Source organism: Micromonospora sp. CA-248212, assembly GCF_050948405.1.
Classification (GTDB): domain Bacteria; phylum Actinomycetota; class Actinomycetes; order Mycobacteriales; family Micromonosporaceae; genus Micromonospora.
The window spans coordinates 1,643,439-1,660,533 of sequence record NZ_CP192023.1; the positions used below are offsets into that span (position 1 = coordinate 1,643,439).

A 17,095-nucleotide genomic window follows, 5' to 3' on the forward strand; every position below is an offset into this window, starting at 1 on the left:
CCGAGATCGGCGAACTCGTGTGGATCAAGGCCGGCGGCGGCGGGCGGGGTGGGCTGAGGCTCCCAGCGGGCACACAGCGGCGGTGGGGGAGAATGGCCCGGTGACTTCCCCCCGCGATCTTGTTCTGCTCGGGTCCACCGGTTCGATCGGCACACAGGCCATCGACATCGTCCGGCGCAACCCGGACCGGTTCCGGGTGGTGGCGATCGGGGCGGGTGGCGGCAACGTCGAACTGCTCGCCGCGCAGGCCCTCGAGCTGGGCGTCGAGGCGGTCGGGGTGGCCAAGGCGTCCGCCGCGCAGGACCTGCAACTCGCGTTCTACGCCGAGGCGAGCCGGCGCGGCTGGGCCACCGGGGACTTCAAGCTTCCCAAGATCGTGGCCGGCCCGGACGCCATGACCGAGCTGGCGCAGTGGCCGTGCGACGTCGTGCTGAACGGGGTGGTCGGCTCGCTGGGCCTCGCTCCTACGCTGGCCGCGCTGCGCGGTGGTCGTACTCTCGCGTTGGCCAACAAGGAGTCCCTCGTGGCCGGCGGCCCGCTGGTCAAGGCCGCGGTGACGCGGCCGGGGCAGATCGTTCCGGTCGACTCGGAGCATTCGGCGCTCGCGCAGTGTCTGCGGTCCGGGTCGCGCGGTGAGGTGCGGCGGCTGGTCGTCACGGCCAGCGGCGGCCCGTTCCGGGGGCGGCGGCGCGACGAGTTGACGCAGGTCACACCCGAGCAGGCGCTCGCGCACCCGACGTGGAACATGGGGCCGGTCGTCACGATCAACTCGGCGACCATGGTCAACAAGGCGCTTGAGGTGATCGAGGCGCACGAACTGTTCGACGTGCCCTACGCCGACATCACCGTCATGGTGCACCCGCAGTCGGTGATCCACTCGATGGTCGAGTTCGTGGACGGGTCGACGATCGCCCAGGCCAGCCCACCGGACATGCGGCTGCCGATCGCGCTCGGCATCGGCTGGCCGGACCGGGTGCCCGAGGCCGCCGCCGCCGTCGACTGGACGGCAGCGCACAGCTGGGAGTTCGCGCCGCTGGACGACGAGGCGTTCCCGGCCGTGGCGCTCGCTAAGGCCGCCGGGGAGGCCGGACGCTGCCGCCCGGCGATCTACAACGCGGCGAACGAGGAGTGCGTGGCGGCGTTCGTGGCCGGACGGCTGCCGTTCCTCGGCATCGTCGACACCCTCGAGCGCGTGTTGGAGGACGCTCCGGACTTCGGCGAACCAGGTACCGTCGAGGACGTGCTCGCGGCCGAGTCGTGGGCGCGCGCGCACGCGCAGGAGATCATCGCGGGTTCGGTGGAAGGAGCTTGATGTCTAACCTGCTCGGGGTGGTCCTCTTCGCCCTGGCCATTCTCATCTCGGTCAGCCTGCACGAGGCGGGTCACATGCTGACCGCCAAGGCGTTCGGGATGAAGGTCACGAAGTACTTCGTCGGTTTCGGCCCCACCATCTGGTCGTTCCAGCGGGGCGAGACCGAGTACGGACTCAAGGGCATCCCCCTCGGCGGCTTCTGCAAGATCGTCGGGATGACGCCGAACGACGACGACGTCGACCCGGCCGACGAGCCGCGCGCGATGTGGCGGTTCCCGGTGTGGAAACGCACGATCGTCATGTCCGCGGGCTCGATCACCCACTTCGCGCTGGCGCTTGTCACCATCTGGCTGGCGGCCGTCACCCTCGGCCTGCCCAATCCCAAGTTCCCCACGAACGACGCGCAGGTCCGGCAGGAGCCGGCGGTGATCGCGCTCTCCGACTGCGTGATGCCGAAGATCGACCAGCGCGCCTGCGCGCCGGGTGACCCGGCCAGCCCGGCAGCCCAGGCCCAGCTTCGCGACGGCGACCGGATCACCGCACTCAACGGCAAGCCGGTGAACAACTACGGTGAGATGCTCACCGGCCTGCGCGCGCTGAAGCCGGGCGAGACCGTGAAGATCGGGTACGTCCGCGACGGCCAGCCCGGCGAGACCAGCACTGTGCTGGCCCAGACGGAGCGTCCGCCGCTCGACAACCCGAAGGGCACCGTCGGTCCGGTCGCCGCGCTCGGCGTCGGGCTCACCATCACCACCCCGAACCTCGTCACGTACGGTCCGGTCGCCGCGTTCGGCGCCACCGGCGACTTCACCCGCGGGCTGGCCGTCGGCACCGTCGACGCGTTGCAGCGGCTGCCGCAGAAGGTCCCCGCGCTGTGGACCGCCATCACCGGCGGCGAACGTGACGTGGACACCCCGATCAGCGTGGTCGGGGCCAGCCGGCTCGGCGGCGAGGCGGTCGCCCACGGGGCCTGGCTGATGTTCGTCTTGCTCTTCATCTCGCTGAACTTCTTCATCGGCGTGTTCAACCTGCTCCCGCTGCTCCCCCTGGACGGCGGCCACATCGCCATCGCCTGGTTCGAGCGGGCCCGCTCCTGGCTCTACGCGCGGATCGGCCGGGCCGACCCGGGTCGGGTGGACTATCTCAAGCTGATGCCCTTCACGTACGCGGTGATCCTGATCGGTGGCGTGTTCACGCTGCTGACCATCACCGCGGACGTCGTCAACCCGATCACGCTCTTCCCAAGGTGAGTGCTGAAGTGACCGCTATCAGTCTCGGCATGCCCGCTGTGCCGCCCCCGCCGCTCGCACCCCGCCGGGCCAGCCGCCAGATCATGGTCGGCTCGGTGCCGGTCGGTGGCGGCGCGCCGGTGTCGGTGCAGTCAATGACCACGACCCTCACCTCCGACGTCAACGCGACCCTGCAGCAGATCGCCGAGCTGACCGCGTCCGGCTGCCAGATCGTCCGGGTGGCGGTGCCGTCCCAGGACGACGTCGAGGCGCTGCCCGCGATCGCCAAGAAGTCGCAGATCCCGGTGATCGCCGACATCCACTTCCAGCCCAAGTACGTCTTCGCCGCCATCGACGCCGGCTGCGCGGCCGTCCGGGTCAACCCGGGCAACATCCGGCAGTTCGACGACAAGGTCAAGGAGATCGCGCGCGCGGCGGGGGACGCCGGCGTGCCGATCCGGATCGGCGTCAACGCGGGCTCGCTGGACAAGCGGCTGCTCACCAAGTACGGCAAGGCCACCGCCGAGGCGCTCGTCGAGTCGGCGCTGTGGGAGTGCTCGCTCTTCGAGGAGCACGGCTTCCGCGACATCAAGATCTCGGTGAAGCACAACGACCCGGTCGTGATGATCCGGGCGTACCGGCAGCTCGCCGAGCAGTGCGACTACCCGCTGCACCTCGGCGTCACCGAGGCCGGGCCGGCCTTCCAGGGCACCATCAAGTCGGCGGTCGCCTTCGGCGCGCTGCTCGCCGAGGGCATCGGCGACACCATCCGGGTGTCGCTCTCCGCCCCGCCGGTCGAGGAGATCAAGGTCGGCAACCAGATCCTGGAGTCCCTCGGCCTGCGCGAGCGCGGCCTGGAGATCGTCTCCTGCCCGTCCTGCGGCCGTGCCCAGGTGGACGTCTACAAGCTCGCCGAGGAGGTCACCGCCGGCCTCGAAGGGCTGCCGGTGCCGCTGCGGGTCGCCGTCATGGGCTGCGTCGTCAACGGTCCGGGTGAGGCCCGCGAGGCCGACCTCGGCGTCGCCTCCGGCAACGGCAAGGGCCAGATCTTCGTCAAGGGGCAGGTCGTCAAGACCGTGCCCGAGGGCCAGATCGTGGAGACGCTTATCGAAGAGGCGCTGCGCATCGCCGACGAGATGGGCGCCGAGCTGCCCGAGGAGCTGCGCGGGCTGGTCACCGGCCCGACGGTCACCGTGCACTGAGCCAGTTCCACGAAAGCGGGCCGTTCCCCCTCGGGGAGCGGCCCGCTTTCGTTGCGGCGCGCCGTTCCCCTGGGGAGCGGCCCGCATTCGTTCTGGCGGGTCTCACTCGGATTCGGCGAGGATCGCGTACAGCTTGCGTCGGGTCTCGTCGAGAACCTGGGCGGCCCGCTCACGCTGGTCGTCGGTGCCGTGCATCATCACCTGCCGCAGGGCGTTCATCGCCTGCGCGCCGGAGTCGCGGATGTCGTGCCAACTGCTCACGGTGTCCTGGGCGACGTCCGCCCAGGGCGGCGTCTGCGCGGCGGCGGTGGCCTCGGCCTGACCGGCCTCGGTGACGGTGAACCGCTTCCGTCCGCCGCTGGGCTCCTCGGCGCTGGCGGCGATCACACCCTCGTCCTCCAGGAGCTGGAGCGTGGGGTAGATCGAACCCGGGCTGGGCCGCCAGGCCCCGCCGGTACGGGAGTCGATCTCCTGGATCATCTCGTAGCCGTGCATCGGCCGCTCGGTGAGCAGGGCCAACACCGCGCCGCGGACGTTGGGGCGTCGCCCTCTGCCGCGGCCGTGCCCGCGACCACGGCCGCGCCCGCCGTGCTCGTGGCCGTGCTCGTGAGGGCCGGGCGGGACCGGCGGGAAGCCGAAGCCCCGCATCCGGGCCTCGTGCATCGGGTGGTGCTGTCGATGGAACCGCATCGGGTTCTCCTTCTCTACGTACTGTCGCTGATGCATCAACGATATATCGGCAATGCATCGCCGACAAGTAGCGGCGAGCAATTCGGCCCTTTGCGGTCCGCCTCGCCACTCGGCCGGCGGGGCGAGGGGTCGATCTGGCAGGCTGGTAGTCGTGCTTACGGTGCCGGTACGGCAACTGGGGGAATCGGAGCGCCGCGCGGTCGAGCGCCTGCTCGACCGTGACCCGTTCGCGGGCGCGCAGGTCGCCGAGCGCATCGCCGCGCGCGGACTGTCCTGGTGGCGGGCCGAAGGGCGGATCCTGGGGTACGGCGCCCGCCGCAACCTCGAATCACTGTGCTGGCTCGGCGGCAACCTGACGCCGGTGCTCGCCAACGACGCCGCCGTCTCCGCCTTCGCCGACCTGCTCGCCGGGGAGGACCGGCTCTGCTCCTCGATCGTCGGCCGCGCGGACGCCGTCCTCGCCCTTTGGGACCGGCTCTCCCACACCTGGGGTCCGGCCCGCGACGTCCGCCCCAACCAGCCGCTGCTGGCCACCGACACGACGCCGGCCGTACCGGCCGATCCAGAGGTACGCCGCGTCCGCTCCGGCGAGGTGGACCGACTCTTTCCGGCGGCGGTCGCCATGTACACCGAGGAGGTGGGCGTCTCCCCGCTCGCCGAGGACGCCGGCCGCAGCTACCGACGCCGGGTCAACGACCTGGTCCGCGCCGGCCGCGCGTACGCCCGGTTCGTCGACGGCAAGGTCGTGTTCAAGGCCGAGTTGGCCGTCGTGACCAAGCGGACCGCCCAGGTCCAGGGCGTCTGGGTCGCCCCGGAATGGCGGGGCCGCGGCATCGCCGCCGCCGCCATGGCCGCCGTGGTGCGCGACGCGCTGGCCCGGGTCGCTCCCACGGTCAGCCTGTACGTCAACGACTTTAACCTCCCGGCCCGCCGAGTCTACGAACGCTGCGGCTTCCAACCGGTCGGCACGCTCGCCACGGTCCTCTTCTGAAGCATCTTGCTGAAGGTACGGCGATGGCCGGCACCCGTTGTCGGGGTGCCGGCCATCTGTGTGTGTTAGCTGTTCCAGTTGTGGGCGACCAGGTCGGTGGCCTGCTGCTCCCACTGGGCGTAGGCGTCGGGGTAGGCGGAGACCTGTACGGTCTGGGCGGCGTCGGTCAGGGGCATGTCCTGCCAGCCGTCGACCTGCTTGAGGCCCTTGAGGAACGCGGTGGTGGAGTACTCGGGGTTGGTGATCTGCTCCGGGGTGCCCCAACCGCTGGTCGGGCGCTGCTGGAACAGGCCGAGGGAGTCGTGGTCGTTGGCGTCGCCGAGGTGGCCCAGGTTTTCCAGCTTGGACTCCTGCAGGCTGGTGGCGATGGAGATGACCGCGGCCCGTTCGGGCAGGCCGGCCTTCTTGGTGGCGGCGATGATGGCCTTGGCGTTGGCGGTCTGCTCGCCGTTGAGGTCGATGTGGGACTGGTCGCCCTGCGGCTTGGGTGCGGTGGTCTGCACCGCGGCGGCGGCGGGCTTGGCGTCGACCGGGTTGGCGTGGGCGGCGATGGGGCCGGCGAAGACGCCACCGGCGAACGCGAGACCAGCGATGGACAGCATGCTCTTGCGGAAGATCGTGTTCATGGGGGTTGCTCCTTCGGGGGTAGGAAACATCCACCTGTCACCGTTCGGGGGATCAGGTGACGGGGGTGTCAGCACCTCGTCCGGGCGCTCAAAGACTGGGGGGCGGCCTACGAGCGGGGGGGGGGCTCGTGGCGGCCGGTCCGGGTGTAACGACCCGGGGGGCGGGGCCATTCCCCGGGGGGCTGACGATCCGCGGTGAGCGGGCTCGCCGTGCCGGGAGGGTGTGTAACGACCTGCGGTCCGGGGCCATTCCCGGGGGCTGACGATCCGCGGTGAGCGGGGCTCGTCGTGCCGGGACCGGGTGTAACGACCTGCGGTCCGGGGTCATTCCCGGGGGCTGACGATCCGCGGGGAGCGGGGCTCGTCGCGCCGGGACCGGGTGTAACGACCCGGTGGCCGGGGCCATTCCCGCAGGCGGGGGGCTCGGCCGTGATCCTGCGATCGTCAGGCTGTGTAACGACCTGCGGCCCGCCACGATTCCAGCCCAGCCGTGCGTCCGGTCACCCCCGCGAAGACCCCGTGAACGGACATATCGCCCAGCGGGCGCGATCGGCGTGGCGGGTGCCAAAGCATCCGGGTGGTGATCGACTCGACATCGCCGAAGTCGGGGTATCCGAGGCCGGATGACACCGCGATATCGGTGATGTCGAGTTGATCATGGCCGTCCGGGGCCGGTTGATGCCCCTGGATCGGCGATGTCGAGTTGATCATGGCGGTCCGGGGGCGGGCAGGTCTCGCGCTCCCGTTGTCGGCGCGCCGGGCGATCGGGGATGACCTGCTCAGGGCGGGTAAATCGGTTGAGGGGACCGGGGCGCTGCCGGCACGCTGGGTGTTCCGCCACCCACGTCCGGAGGAACCTCCCATGCGCCTGCTCCGTGATCTGTGGGCCACCTCGCCACGCCGTATGACGCTCGTGGCCATCCTGATCGTGCTGGGCGCCGCCGGTCAGGCGGGCGCGTCCGCGCTGGCCGGCGCGGTGCTCGTACACCGGTCGGCCGTTTCCTTCACGGTCCTCGCCGCCGCGTTGGCCGCCGTGGTGCTCAGCGACCTGGTGGTGAGCCTGGTGATGGCCGGGCTGACCGCCGACTGGTCCGCCGACGTCCGTCGGCGGCTCTGCCGGGTCGCGCTCGGGCAGGATCTGCCGAGCCTCGAGACCACCCCGGTCGGCGAGCTGCTGGACCGCATCGACGGGGATGTCTACCAGGTGGCGTCGGCGGTTCGTAACCAGGGTTCGCGGCTCGCCCAGGGGCTCTGCGTCGGTCTGCTGTCGATGGTCGTCGCGCTCGCCGTGTGGTGGCCGGCCGGCATCGCGATGCTGCTGCTGACCGTGGTGCTCGGGGTGGGGCTGCGCCGACCCACGGCACGGATCGGCCCGGCCCGGATGATCGAGGAAGAGGCATGGTCCGACCTGGCCGCCGTGATGGAGGAGGCGGTGCACGGCCAGGACGACGTGCGGACCAGCCTGGCCCAGCCGTACGTGCTGCGGCTCTATGCCCGGCGGGCCGCCACCGTGCTGTCCCGCGGCCATCGGGTCTGGGTGCTCTCGGCCAAGGTGGCGACGGTCGCCACCGCCACGATCCGGGTCGGCGTCGGCGCGGTGGTGCTCGGCGGGGCCTGGGCCCTGGCCACCGGCCGGGTCGACGCCGCCCGGCTCACCGCCATCTGGCTGCTCGCCCTGGCCTTCGGGGCCACGGCGGAACACGTCGGCCGGATGGTGCCCGAACTACAGGAGGCCCTCGGCGCGTGGGCCCGCGTGCAGCTGCTCCAGAAGGTTCGGCAGGAACCGGTCGGCGGGGCCACCCCGGTCGAGGGCGACCTGCGCATCCGGGACCTGACGTTCGGGTACGAGGTGAGCGGCCCGGAGAGTGGACGAGGTCCGGCCCTGCGCGGGCTCAGCCTCACCTTCGCGCGGGGACGCTCGTACGCCCTGATCGGGCGTACCGGGTCGGGCAAGTCGACCCTGGCGAAGGTGCTCACCCGGGCCGTGGACGTGCCGCCGGGCACCGTCTTCCTCGGCGGCACCGACCTGTGCGACCTCGACGTGGAGGAGTTGCGCCGCTGGGTGGCGCTGGTGCCGCAGCGCACCGAGATCGTGGCCGGCACGCTCGCCGAGAACGTCGCGCTCTACGACCCGGACCTGCTGGACGCCGCCGCCCGAGCGCTCGACGAACTGGGGCTGGCCGGCTGGATCGCCGAGCTGCCCGACGGATTGGCGACCCGGCTGGGGGAGGGCGGGCACGTGCTCTCCGCCGGGCAGGAACAGTTGGTGGCGTTCGCCCGGATCCTGGTCCGGGACCCGCACGTGGTGATCCTCGACGAGGCCACCGCGCGGTTGGACCCGGTGACCGAGGCGCGGGTGCAGCGGGCCACCGAGCGACTGCTGCGCGACCGGATCGGCATCGTGATCGCGCACCGACTCTCCTCGGTGCGCCGCTGCGACGAGGTGGTGGTGCTCGCCGACGGCGCGGTGGTCGAGGCCGGTCCGTTGGAGACGTCCACGCGGTTCGCCGAGTTGCTGGCGACCAGTCACGCCGCCGTCTACGCCGGCGGGGCGGCGACGTCCCGCACCGGCGGCGGCACCGACCTCCTGACCGGCCCGAGCACCGCCGGCACCGACCTGCTGGCCGACCCGAACACGGCGGGCACCGACCTGCTGGCCGGTCGGGACAGGGCCGGCCCGAACACCGCCGGTCGGGACACCGCTGGCTCGGTTGAGGCGGCGGTGGCGGGGGCCGGGTCGGCGTCGGCGTCGCGTACCGACCCGCCGCCGTTGCCGCCGACGCCGCCGGCGCGGACCTTCCGGGAGATCATCCGGCTCTGCACCAACGATCCCCGGTACGGAGCCGCCGCGATCGCCCTGTTCCTCGGACTCAGCCTGCTGGGGCTGGACGGTCCGCTGCTGCCGTGGCTGTGGGCCGACCTGGTCGACGGCTCCGGCAGTCCGTACCTGCCCGCGTTGGGCATCGTGGCCGGGCTGCTGGTCACCCTGCCGCTGCCGTTCTACACGCACGTGTGGTTTCCGCACTGGTGGGTGCGGCAGATGCTGCGGATCGGCCTGCGGCTGGTGCACGGCCAGACCGGCCCTCGCCGGGTCAGCTCGCACAGCCCGGCGGAGGTGGTGGCCCAGGGCGGCGACACCGAGCGGGTGGTGCAGCTCGCCGACAACGTGTTGGACCAGACCGTGGCGGTGGTGCTGGTGGTGGCCATGACGGCGGTCACCGGCAGCGTCGTACCGGGGCTGTTCTTCCTCGGCACGATGGTGGTCTCCGGCCTGGCCGCGACGTTGTTCGGGCCGAAGCTGGAGCGCGCGGCGCGGGCGACCGTCGCGGCGCGGGCCGCCTTCGCCACCGCGTTGGTCTCCGCGCTCTCCGCGGCGCGGACGGTCAAGCTCGCCGGCGCGACGTCAGCGGTGCTGCGTCACCTGTCCGACCTGGACGTGCTGCGCAGTGACCGGCAGCGCCGGGAGATCGCCGTGCAGGTGTGGTCCCGGTCGACGCCGGCGGTGGTCAGCGGGCTGCTGCCGATCGGCGCGTGGGCCCTCTACCTGGGCGGCGAACTGTCGGCCGGCACGGTGCTGGTGGCCGTCTCCACGCTGGGCGCGGCCCGGTGGTTCGCCTGGACCACCGCGTCGTTGATCTCCCAACTGCCGTCGGCGCGGGTGTGGACCCGGCGGACGGTGGCGATGACGGGCGTGGGGGCGTACTCGGTGGGGGTGCCGGCGGTCGACCTGGCCGGCGGCACCGCGCCCGCGCCGACGCCGCCGCCGCGCCGCCCGCTGCGCCGACTGGAGCTGCGCGGCTTCTCGGTGGTGCACTCCGACGGCACGGTCGCCGTGCGCGACGTGGACCTGACGGTTCAGCGCGGGCAGTTGGTGCTGGTCGTCGGGCCGGTCGGAGCGGGCAAGTCCTCGCTGCTGCGGGCCCTCGCGGGCATCGTGCACCACACCGGCGAGCTGCGGTGGAACGGTGACACGGTCACCGAGCCCGAGCTGTTCCTACGCCCCAACCAGGTCGGTTACGTCGGTCAGCTACCCCGGGTGCTCTCCGGCACGGTGGTCGAGAACATCGCGCTCGGCCACCAGGTGGACGCGGCGGACGCGGTCAGCACGGCGCAGCTCGACCACGACCTGGCCGCCGCCGGGGGTGGGCTGGGCCTGCTCATCGGGCACAAGGGCACCCGGCTCTCCGGCGGGCAGCTCCAGCGGCTGGCCCTGGCCCGGGCGCTGGCGCCGCGTACCGAACTGCTGGTCGCGGACGACGTGTCGTCGGCGCTGGACGTCACGACGGAGCTGGCGCTGTGGCAGGCGCTGCGGGCGCACGGCGTGACCGTGGTGGGGTCCACCGCCAAGCGTGCCGCGTTGGTCCGGGCCGACCACGTGGTGGTGTTGGGGGAGGGCACGGTGGCGGCCCAGGGGACCTGGCGCGAGCTGGAGGGCGACTGGTCGCACCTCGCCGGCTGAGAGCCGGGGTCGGGCGGCTGCCGGGAACGGCAGCCGCCCGACGAGGCTGATCAGGCGCGGGCGTACTGGGCGGGACCGCTGTACGCGACGCCGAGCTTGCCGGCGGCGCGGCGCGGCCAGTACGGGTCGCGCAGCAGCTCCCGGCCGAGGAGCACCAGGTCGGCCTCGCCGCTGGCGATGATCTGCTCGGCGTGCTCCGGCTCGACGATCAGGCCGACCGCGCCGGTGGGTACGCCGGCCTCGCGGCGGATCTGGGCGGCCAGCGGCACCTGGTAGCCGGGGCCGAGCTGCGGGATGCGCTGCTCGGTGCTGACGCCCCCGGAGGAGGTGTCGACCAGGTCGACGCCGACGGCGGCCAGCTCCCCGGCGAGCACGACGCTGTCCTCGACGGTCCAGCCGCCCTCGACCCAGTCGGTCGCGGAGATCCGGGTGAGCACCGGCACGCTCTCGCCGACCGCGGCGCGTACCGCGCGGGCGACCTCCAGGGTGAGCCGCATCCGGCCGGCCCGGTCACCGCCGTAGGCGTCGGTGCGGTGGTTGGTCAGCGGCGACAGGAACTCGTTGAGCAGGTAACCGTGCGCGGCGTGCACCTCCACGGCCGCGAAGCCGGCGGCGAGGGCCCGCTCGGCGGCGGCGGCGAACGCGTCGATGACGCCCGCGATGCCCGCCGCGTCGAGTGCGGTCGGCGTCCGGTAGCTGGGGCTGAACGGCTCGGCGCTCGGGGCGACCGGCGTCCAGCCGCCCTCGGCGTCCGGCACCCCGCCGTTGCCCGACGCCCACGGCCGGTAGGTGGAGGCCTTGAACCCGGCGTGCGCGAGCTGAACGGCCGGCACCGCGCCGTGTGCGGCGACGAAGGCGGTCACCGGCCGCCAGGCGTCCACGTGCGCGCCGGACCACAGCCCGGTGTCCTGCGGGGAGATCCGACCCTCGGGGAGTACGGCGGTCGCCTCGGTCAGCACCAGTCCGGCCCCGCCGATCGCGCGGGTGCCGAGGTGGACGAGGTGCCAGTCGGTGGGCAGGCCGTCCGGGCCGGCCGAGTACTGGCACATGGGGGCCATGGCGATGCGGTTGGGCAGGGTGATCCCGCGCAGGGCCAGCGGTGTGAACAGGGAACTCATGTGCTCATCCTCTCGGTACGGCGACGGACCCCGCTGTCGAGGGGTCCGTCGCCGTGGAAGAACGGGTCAGGCGGGTACGGGGTTCAGCTCCGGGCGGGTGTCGGCGGCCACGGTCTCCGGCTCGGTGAGGTCACGGCGGCCGGCCGACTCGTACGCGGCCCGGTCGAGGGTGCCCTCCCGGGCGGCGACGACGGTCGGCACCAGCGCCTGCCCGGCCACGTTGGTGGCGGTGCGCATCATGTCCAGGATCGGGTCGATGGCGAGCAGCAGGCCGGCCCCGGCCAGCGGCAGGCCCAGCGTGCTCAGGGTGAGGGTGAGCATCACGATCGCGCCGGTCAGGCCGGCGGTGGCCGCCGAGCCGACCACCGAGACGAAGGCGATGAGCAGGTAGTCGGTGAGGCCGAGCTGCACGCCGAACACCTGGGCCACGAAGATCGCGGCGAGTGCCGGGTAGATCGCGGCGCAGCCGTCCATCTTCGTGGTGGCGCCGAACGGCACCGCGAACGAGGCGTACTCGCGGGGGACGCCGAGGCGCTCGACGGAGCGCTGGGTCACCGGCATGGTGCCCACCGAGGAGCGGGACACGAAGGCCAGCTCGATCGCGGGCCAGGCCCCGGCGAAGAAGCGCAGCGGGTTGAGTCGGCCGGCGAGGATCAGCACCAGCGGGTAGACCACGAACAGCACGATGGCGCAGCCGACGTAGACGGCGGTGGTGAACTTCGCCAGCGGAGCCAGCAGGTCCCAGCCGTACGAGGCGACGGCGTTGCCGATCAGGCCGAGCGTGCCGATCGGGGCGAGCCGGATGACCCACCAGAGGGCCTTCTGCACGATCTCCAGCAGCGAGCGGTTCAGCGCCACGAACGGCTCGGCGGCCTCACCGACGAGCAGGGCAGCAGCGCCGATGACGACGGCGAGGAAGACGATCTGCAGGACGTTGCCCTCGACGAACGCGCCGACCGGGTTGGTGGGCACGATGCCGGTGAGGAAGTCCGTCCACGAGCCGGTCTTCTTCGGTGCGGCCGCGCCGCCCAGGTCGAGGGTCACGCCCCGGCCCGGGTCGACGAGCAGGCCGAGGCCGAGGCCGATGCTCACCGAGATCAGCGCGGTGATGCCGAACCACATGAGGGTCTTGAGGGCGAGCCGGGCGGCGTTGGCCACGCCGCGCAGGCTGACCACGCTGACCACGATGGCGGTGAAGACCAGCGGCGGTACGGCCAGCTTGAGGAGCTGGACGAAGAGGGAGCCGATGGTGTGCAGGGTGCTGGTCAGCCAGCTCACGTCGTTGGCGCGGGCCAGGAAGCCGAGCGCCACGCCGAGGACGAGGCCGAGCAGGATCTGTACGGAGAAGGGGATTTTGCGCAGGCCGAAGGGCATGGGATGTCCAAGTGAGGTGGTCTGGTCGGGGTAGGCGAGTGAAGGACGGCTACGCCGGACAGATGCCGCTGGCCTGCAGTCGGAGATCGACATACAGGCGGACGGTAAGGCCCCAGACATTGGTCATCGTTGGTCGACGATACGCCGATAAGTTCGATCTGCAAGGTGTGATGCGCGTGACGCTCCTTACAGGCTTCGGTGTCGGCAAGTCAGGGCCAGGGCCGTGCCGGTGGCCACGCCCCACAGCACGGCCAACGCCAGAACCACCCGTTCCACCACGCCGACCAGCGAGCCCCGGCCGACCACGAGCATGGCCAGGCCGATCGTGGCGCACAGCGGCAGGGCGAGCGCCGCCGTCACCGCCGCCAGCCGGCGTACCACCGGTCCGGCCGGCCCGGACACCGCCAACGCCACCATGGCGAGGACCACCGCCGCCGTCGCCGCGATGCTCGCGCCGCCGTGCACCAGATCGGCCACCGTGGTCCGCTCGAACGGCGGTAGCGGGCACCCGGCGGAGCAGGTCACCGCCCCGGAGACCGCCGTGAGCACCGCGCCGCTGGCGAGCAGCGCCGGCGCGACCCGGACCCCGGGCGGCAGCGCCGCGGCGATCAGCAGCAACGCGCCGGCAAGAGCCAGAACCCCGATCCGGTACGTCACGGCGTGCGCGCTGCCGGCGATACCGGCCTCGCTCACGTACCCGGTGAAGCCCGGACCGGGACCGGCGACCACCGCGACCGTCACCGCGACCGCCCCGGCCACCGCGCAGCCGGCGGCGGCCGACCCGGCGACCCGGCGGGCCCGGCCCCCGTGTCCGCGAGGCGTCGTGGCGGTGCCGGCCCGACCCGGCTCAGCCACGTCCGTGCGGCGTCGTCCAGCCGGACTCGTCGGGCCCCAACGGCACGATGCCGGTCGGGTTGATCTCCCGGTGGGTGCCGTAGTAGTGCCGCTTGATGTGGTCGAAGTCCACCGTCTCGCCGAAACCCGGCGTCTGGAACAGGTCCCGGGCGTACGCCCAGAGCACCGGCATCTCGGTCAGCTTGTTCCGGTTGCACTTGAAGTGCCCGTGGTACGCCGCGTCGAAGCGGACCAGCGTGGTGAACAGCCGCACGTCCGCCTCGGTGATCGCGTCCCCCATCAGGTAGCGCTGCCCGGCCAGCCGCTCGGAGAGCGCGTCCAGCCGGGCGAACAGCGCCCGGAACGCCTCGTCGTACGCCTCCTGGGAGGTCGCGAAGCCGCACCGGTAGACGCCGTTGTTGACGTCGGTGTGGATCCCGGCCATCAGCGCGTCCATCTCGGGGCGCAGCGCGACCGGGTACAGATCCGGGGCGTCGGGGGCGTGCAGTGACCGCCACTCGATGGAGAAGTCGAGGGTGAGCTGCGGGTAGTCATTGGTGACCACCCGACCGGTCAGGGTGTCGACGAGCGCCGGCACGGTCACCCGGCCGGTGTAGTCCTCGTCGGTGGCCAGGTACGCCTCGGAGAGGAAGCGGACGCCGAGGACCGGATCGAAGCCGTCCGGGTCGAGCGCGAACGCCCAACCCCGCTCGTCCCGGATCGGGTCGACGGTGCCCAGCGAGATCGCGTCGTCCAGCCCGAGCAGGCCACGCACGATCCTCGCCCGGTGCGCCCACGGGCACGCGCGGCACCAGACGAGCCGGTACCGGCCGGCCTCCAACGGCCAGCGGTCCTGCTCGTCCGGACCGCCGCCCGGGGGCGAGGTCGAGTCGGCGGTGACCCGACCGGTGAACCGGTTGGGCTGACGGACGAACGCGCCGCCACGGCTGGTCTCTGCGCTGAACTGGGCCCGGGCCATGCCGTCAACCTATCCGTTGCCGGCGTGGATATCCTGGCGGCCGGCAGCCCCCCGCGATCCGGTGGGCCTGCCCCACCCCCGCCGTCTGCACCCCTGAAGGACTCGCGATGACCGTGGCATACCTGGTGGCCGGTGTCCGTACCCCGATCGGCCGGTACGCGGGCGCGCTGGCCGGCGTCCGCCCCGACGACCTGGCCGCCCACGTGATCCGCGAGTTGGTCGCCCGGCACCCGTCGGTGGACTGGGCCCGCGTCGACGACGTCGTACTCGGTTGCGCCAACCAGGCCGGCGAGGACAACCGCAACGTGGCCCGGATGGCGGCGCTGCTCGCCGGGCTGCCCGAGGAGGTGCCGGGCAGCACGGTCAACCGGCTCTGCGGCTCCGGTCTGGACGCCCTCGCCACCGCCGCCCGCTCCATCGTGGCGGGGGAGGCCGAGCTGGTGATCGCGGGCGGGGTGGAGAGCATGAGCCGCGCGCCCTTCGTCGTGCCGAAGGCGACCTCGGCGTACTCCCGCTCCGCCGAGATGTACGACACCACCCTGGGCTGGCGGCTGGTCAACCCGCTGATGCGCGACGGCTGGGGGATCGACTCGATGCCCGAGACGGCCGAGAACGTGGCCGCCGAGTACGGCGTCGACCGCGCCGAGCAGGACGCCTTCGCGTACCGCTCGCAGCAGCGCGCCGCCAAGGCGCAGGCCGACGGCCGGTTCGCCGAGGAGATCGTCCCGGTGTCCGTTCCCGCCGGCCGTCGGGAGACCCGACTGGTCGAGGTCGACGAGCACCCGCGCGAGACGTCGCTGGAGAAGCTGGCCGCGCTGCCCACCCCGTTCCGCGACGGCGGCACGGTGACCGCCGGCAACTCGTCGGGCGTCAACGACGGCGCGGTGGCCCTGCTGGTGGCCGGCGAGGCCGCGGTGCGACGGTACGGCCTCACCCCGCTGGCCCGCGTCGTCGGCGCGGCGACGGCGGGCGTGCCGCCCCGGATCATGGGGATCGGCCCGGTGCCGGCCACCCGCAAACTGCTCGACCGGACCGGCGTCGACCTGGCGGCGGTGGACGTCGTCGAGCTGAACGAGGCGTTCGCCGCGCAGTCCGTGGCGGTGCTGCGCGAACTGGGACTGCCCGTGGACGCCGAGCACGTGAACCCCAACGGGGGCGCGATCGCGCTCGGGCACCCGCTGGGCGCGAGCGGTGCGCGGCTGGCGCTCACCGCCGCACTGGAGCTGCGCCGCCGGGGCGGCCGTCGGGCGCTCGCCACCATGTGCATCGGTGTCGGTCAGGGCATCTCGCTGCTGCTGGAATCCGCCGCCTGAGTGCGGAAAGTTACGTGAGGGGATCTCCCGTACGCGGTGGCCGGCGGCCTAGAGTGGTCCACACCACACGACCCGCGGGGTCGGCCGGCGGCCGCGTACGCCCGTCGACGCCGGTGCCTCGCGCTGCGGCGACGAACTGGGGGGCACACCGATGCCGGACGCACTGCCGACCGAGATTGACCTGACCAGGCCGAGCGCGGCCCGGGTGTACGACTACTTCCTGGGCGGGGCGCACAACTTCGAGATCGACCGGCAGCTGGCCGAGCAGATCGCCAGCATGACCCCGAACCTCGCGGCCACCATGCGCTCCGGCCGCGATTTCCTGCGCCGCGCCGTCCGGGCGCTGCTCGACGCCGGTATCGACCAGTTCCTCGACATCGGCTCCGGCATCCCGACCGTCGGCAACGTGCACGAGGTGGCTCAGGCGGCCAACCCGAAGGCCCGGGTGGTCTATGTCGACATCGACCCGGTGGCGGTCGCGCACAGCCGGGAACTGCTCGCGGGCAACGACCTGACCGGAGTGATCCACGCCGATCTGCGCGAGCCGGAGCGGATTCTCGCCGAGACCCGACAGCTCGGGTTGATCGACTTCGAGCGTCCCATGGGCATCCTGCTGGCCGGGGTGGTGCACTTCGTTCCGGACGCCGACCGTCCCGACGAGATCCTGGCGACCCTGCGGGCCGCCGCCGCGCCGGGCAGCTTCCTGGTCGTCTCGCACTCCACCTTCGAGGACCAGCCGCAGGAGATGCTGGACGCCCAGCGCCTCTCCTCCCGAACCGACACCGAGATCACCCTGCGCTCCCGCGCGCAGGTCACCGGCTTCTTCGGCGACTGGACGGTGCTCGAACCGGGCGTCGTGCACATGCCACTGTGGCGCCCCGACTCGCCCGAGGACGTCGACGAGCACCCCGAGCGGTTCGGCGCCTTCGGCGGCGTCGCCCGGTACGACCAGCCCGCCGGCTGACCCC

14 protein-coding genes are annotated in these 17,095 nt (G+C 72.5%); 7 read left to right on the forward strand and 7 right to left on the reverse strand.

Annotated features, from left to right (window positions below; all coding sequences use genetic code 11):
* Positions 1–100 precede the first annotated feature (100 nt).
* The 3 genes from dxr to ispG are packed head-to-tail and all read left to right on the forward strand — an operon-like array spanning position 101 to position 3,743.
* Positions 101–1,312 (forward strand): 1-deoxy-D-xylulose-5-phosphate reductoisomerase, encoded by a 1,212-nt coding sequence (gene dxr, locus ACQP03_RS08250; RefSeq protein WP_357122311.1) that lies wholly within the window; start codon positions 101–103, stop codon positions 1,310–1,312.
* Positions 1,312–2,562, forward strand: coding sequence for a M50 family metallopeptidase (locus ACQP03_RS08255; RefSeq protein WP_357122314.1), 1,251 nt, complete (start codon positions 1,312–1,314; stop codon positions 2,560–2,562). The genes dxr and ACQP03_RS08255 overlap by 1 nt, the downstream gene beginning before the upstream one ends.
* 8 nt (positions 2,563–2,570) lie before the next feature.
* Positions 2,571–3,743 carry a flavodoxin-dependent (E)-4-hydroxy-3-methylbut-2-enyl-diphosphate synthase gene (gene ispG / locus ACQP03_RS08260; protein ID WP_357122317.1) on the forward strand — a complete coding sequence of 391 codons (1,173 nt, stop codon included), beginning with the start codon at positions 2,571–2,573 and terminating at the stop codon, positions 3,741–3,743.
* Between the two features lie 102 nt (positions 3,744–3,845).
* On the opposite strand, the gene ACQP03_RS08265 is transcribed toward ispG, so the two are convergent.
* Positions 3,846–4,433: a PadR family transcriptional regulator gene (locus ACQP03_RS08265; protein WP_357122320.1), complete on the reverse strand. Its 588-nt coding sequence runs from the start codon at positions 4,431–4,433 to the stop codon at positions 3,846–3,848.
* Between the two features lie 151 nt (positions 4,434–4,584).
* On the opposite strand from ACQP03_RS08265, the gene ACQP03_RS08270 reads away from it, so the two are divergent.
* Positions 4,585–5,424 (forward strand): GNAT family N-acetyltransferase, encoded by an 840-nt coding sequence (locus tag ACQP03_RS08270; RefSeq protein WP_357122323.1) that lies wholly within the window; start codon positions 4,585–4,587, stop codon positions 5,422–5,424.
* Positions 5,425–5,489: 65 nt separating this feature from the next.
* On the opposite strand, the gene ACQP03_RS08275 is transcribed toward ACQP03_RS08270, so the two are convergent.
* Positions 5,490–6,050: a hypothetical protein gene (locus ACQP03_RS08275; protein WP_433460768.1), complete on the reverse strand. Its 561-nt coding sequence runs from the start codon at positions 6,048–6,050 to the stop codon at positions 5,490–5,492.
* A gap of 444 nt (positions 6,051–6,494) precedes the next feature.
* Entirely contained in the window at positions 6,495–6,761 is a 267-nt protein-coding gene (locus ACQP03_RS08280) for a hypothetical protein (RefSeq protein WP_433460769.1), read from the reverse strand.
* A gap of 151 nt (positions 6,762–6,912) precedes the next feature.
* Between ACQP03_RS08280 and ACQP03_RS08285 the strand changes: the two genes are divergently transcribed.
* Positions 6,913–10,509 (forward strand): ATP-binding cassette domain-containing protein, encoded by a 3,597-nt coding sequence (locus ACQP03_RS08285; protein WP_433460770.1) that lies wholly within the window; start codon positions 6,913–6,915, stop codon positions 10,507–10,509.
* A 50-nt stretch (positions 10,510–10,559) separates the two neighbouring features.
* Here the strand turns inward: ACQP03_RS08285 and ACQP03_RS08290 are convergent, their stop codons facing one another.
* The 4 genes from ACQP03_RS08290 to ACQP03_RS08305 all read right to left on the reverse strand — a co-directional run bounded on the left by ACQP03_RS08290 (position 10,560) and on the right by ACQP03_RS08305 (position 14,814).
* A complete protein-coding gene (locus ACQP03_RS08290) occupies positions 10,560–11,627 on the reverse strand; it encodes an NADH:flavin oxidoreductase/NADH oxidase (protein WP_357122332.1) in 1,068 nt (355 codons plus the stop codon).
* 66 nt (positions 11,628–11,693) lie between these two features.
* Entirely contained in the window at positions 11,694–12,989 is a 1,296-nt protein-coding gene (locus ACQP03_RS08295) for a dicarboxylate/amino acid:cation symporter (protein ID WP_357175255.1), read from the reverse strand.
* A gap of 198 nt (positions 12,990–13,187) precedes the next feature.
* Entirely contained in the window at positions 13,188–13,856 is a 669-nt protein-coding gene (locus tag ACQP03_RS08300; protein ID WP_357175104.1) for a DUF998 domain-containing protein, read from the reverse strand.
* Positions 13,849–14,814 (reverse strand): glutathione S-transferase family protein, encoded by a 966-nt coding sequence (locus ACQP03_RS08305; protein ID WP_357175107.1) that lies wholly within the window; start codon positions 14,812–14,814, stop codon positions 13,849–13,851. Before ACQP03_RS08305 ends, ACQP03_RS08300 begins: the two co-directional genes overlap by 8 nt.
* Positions 14,815–14,921: 107 nt before the next feature.
* Between ACQP03_RS08305 and pcaF the strand changes: the two genes are divergently transcribed.
* Together pcaF and ACQP03_RS08315 are read left to right on the forward strand one after the other, a co-directional pair.
* Complete coding sequence (gene pcaF / locus ACQP03_RS08310) at positions 14,922–16,127, forward strand: 3-oxoadipyl-CoA thiolase (protein WP_357122341.1); 1,206 nt, start codon at positions 14,922–14,924, stop codon at positions 16,125–16,127.
* A gap of 151 nt (positions 16,128–16,278) precedes the next feature.
* Positions 16,279–17,091, forward strand: coding sequence for an SAM-dependent methyltransferase (locus ACQP03_RS08315; RefSeq protein WP_357175110.1), 813 nt, complete (start codon positions 16,279–16,281; stop codon positions 17,089–17,091).
* The last annotated feature ends 4 nt before the right edge of the window (positions 17,092–17,095 follow it).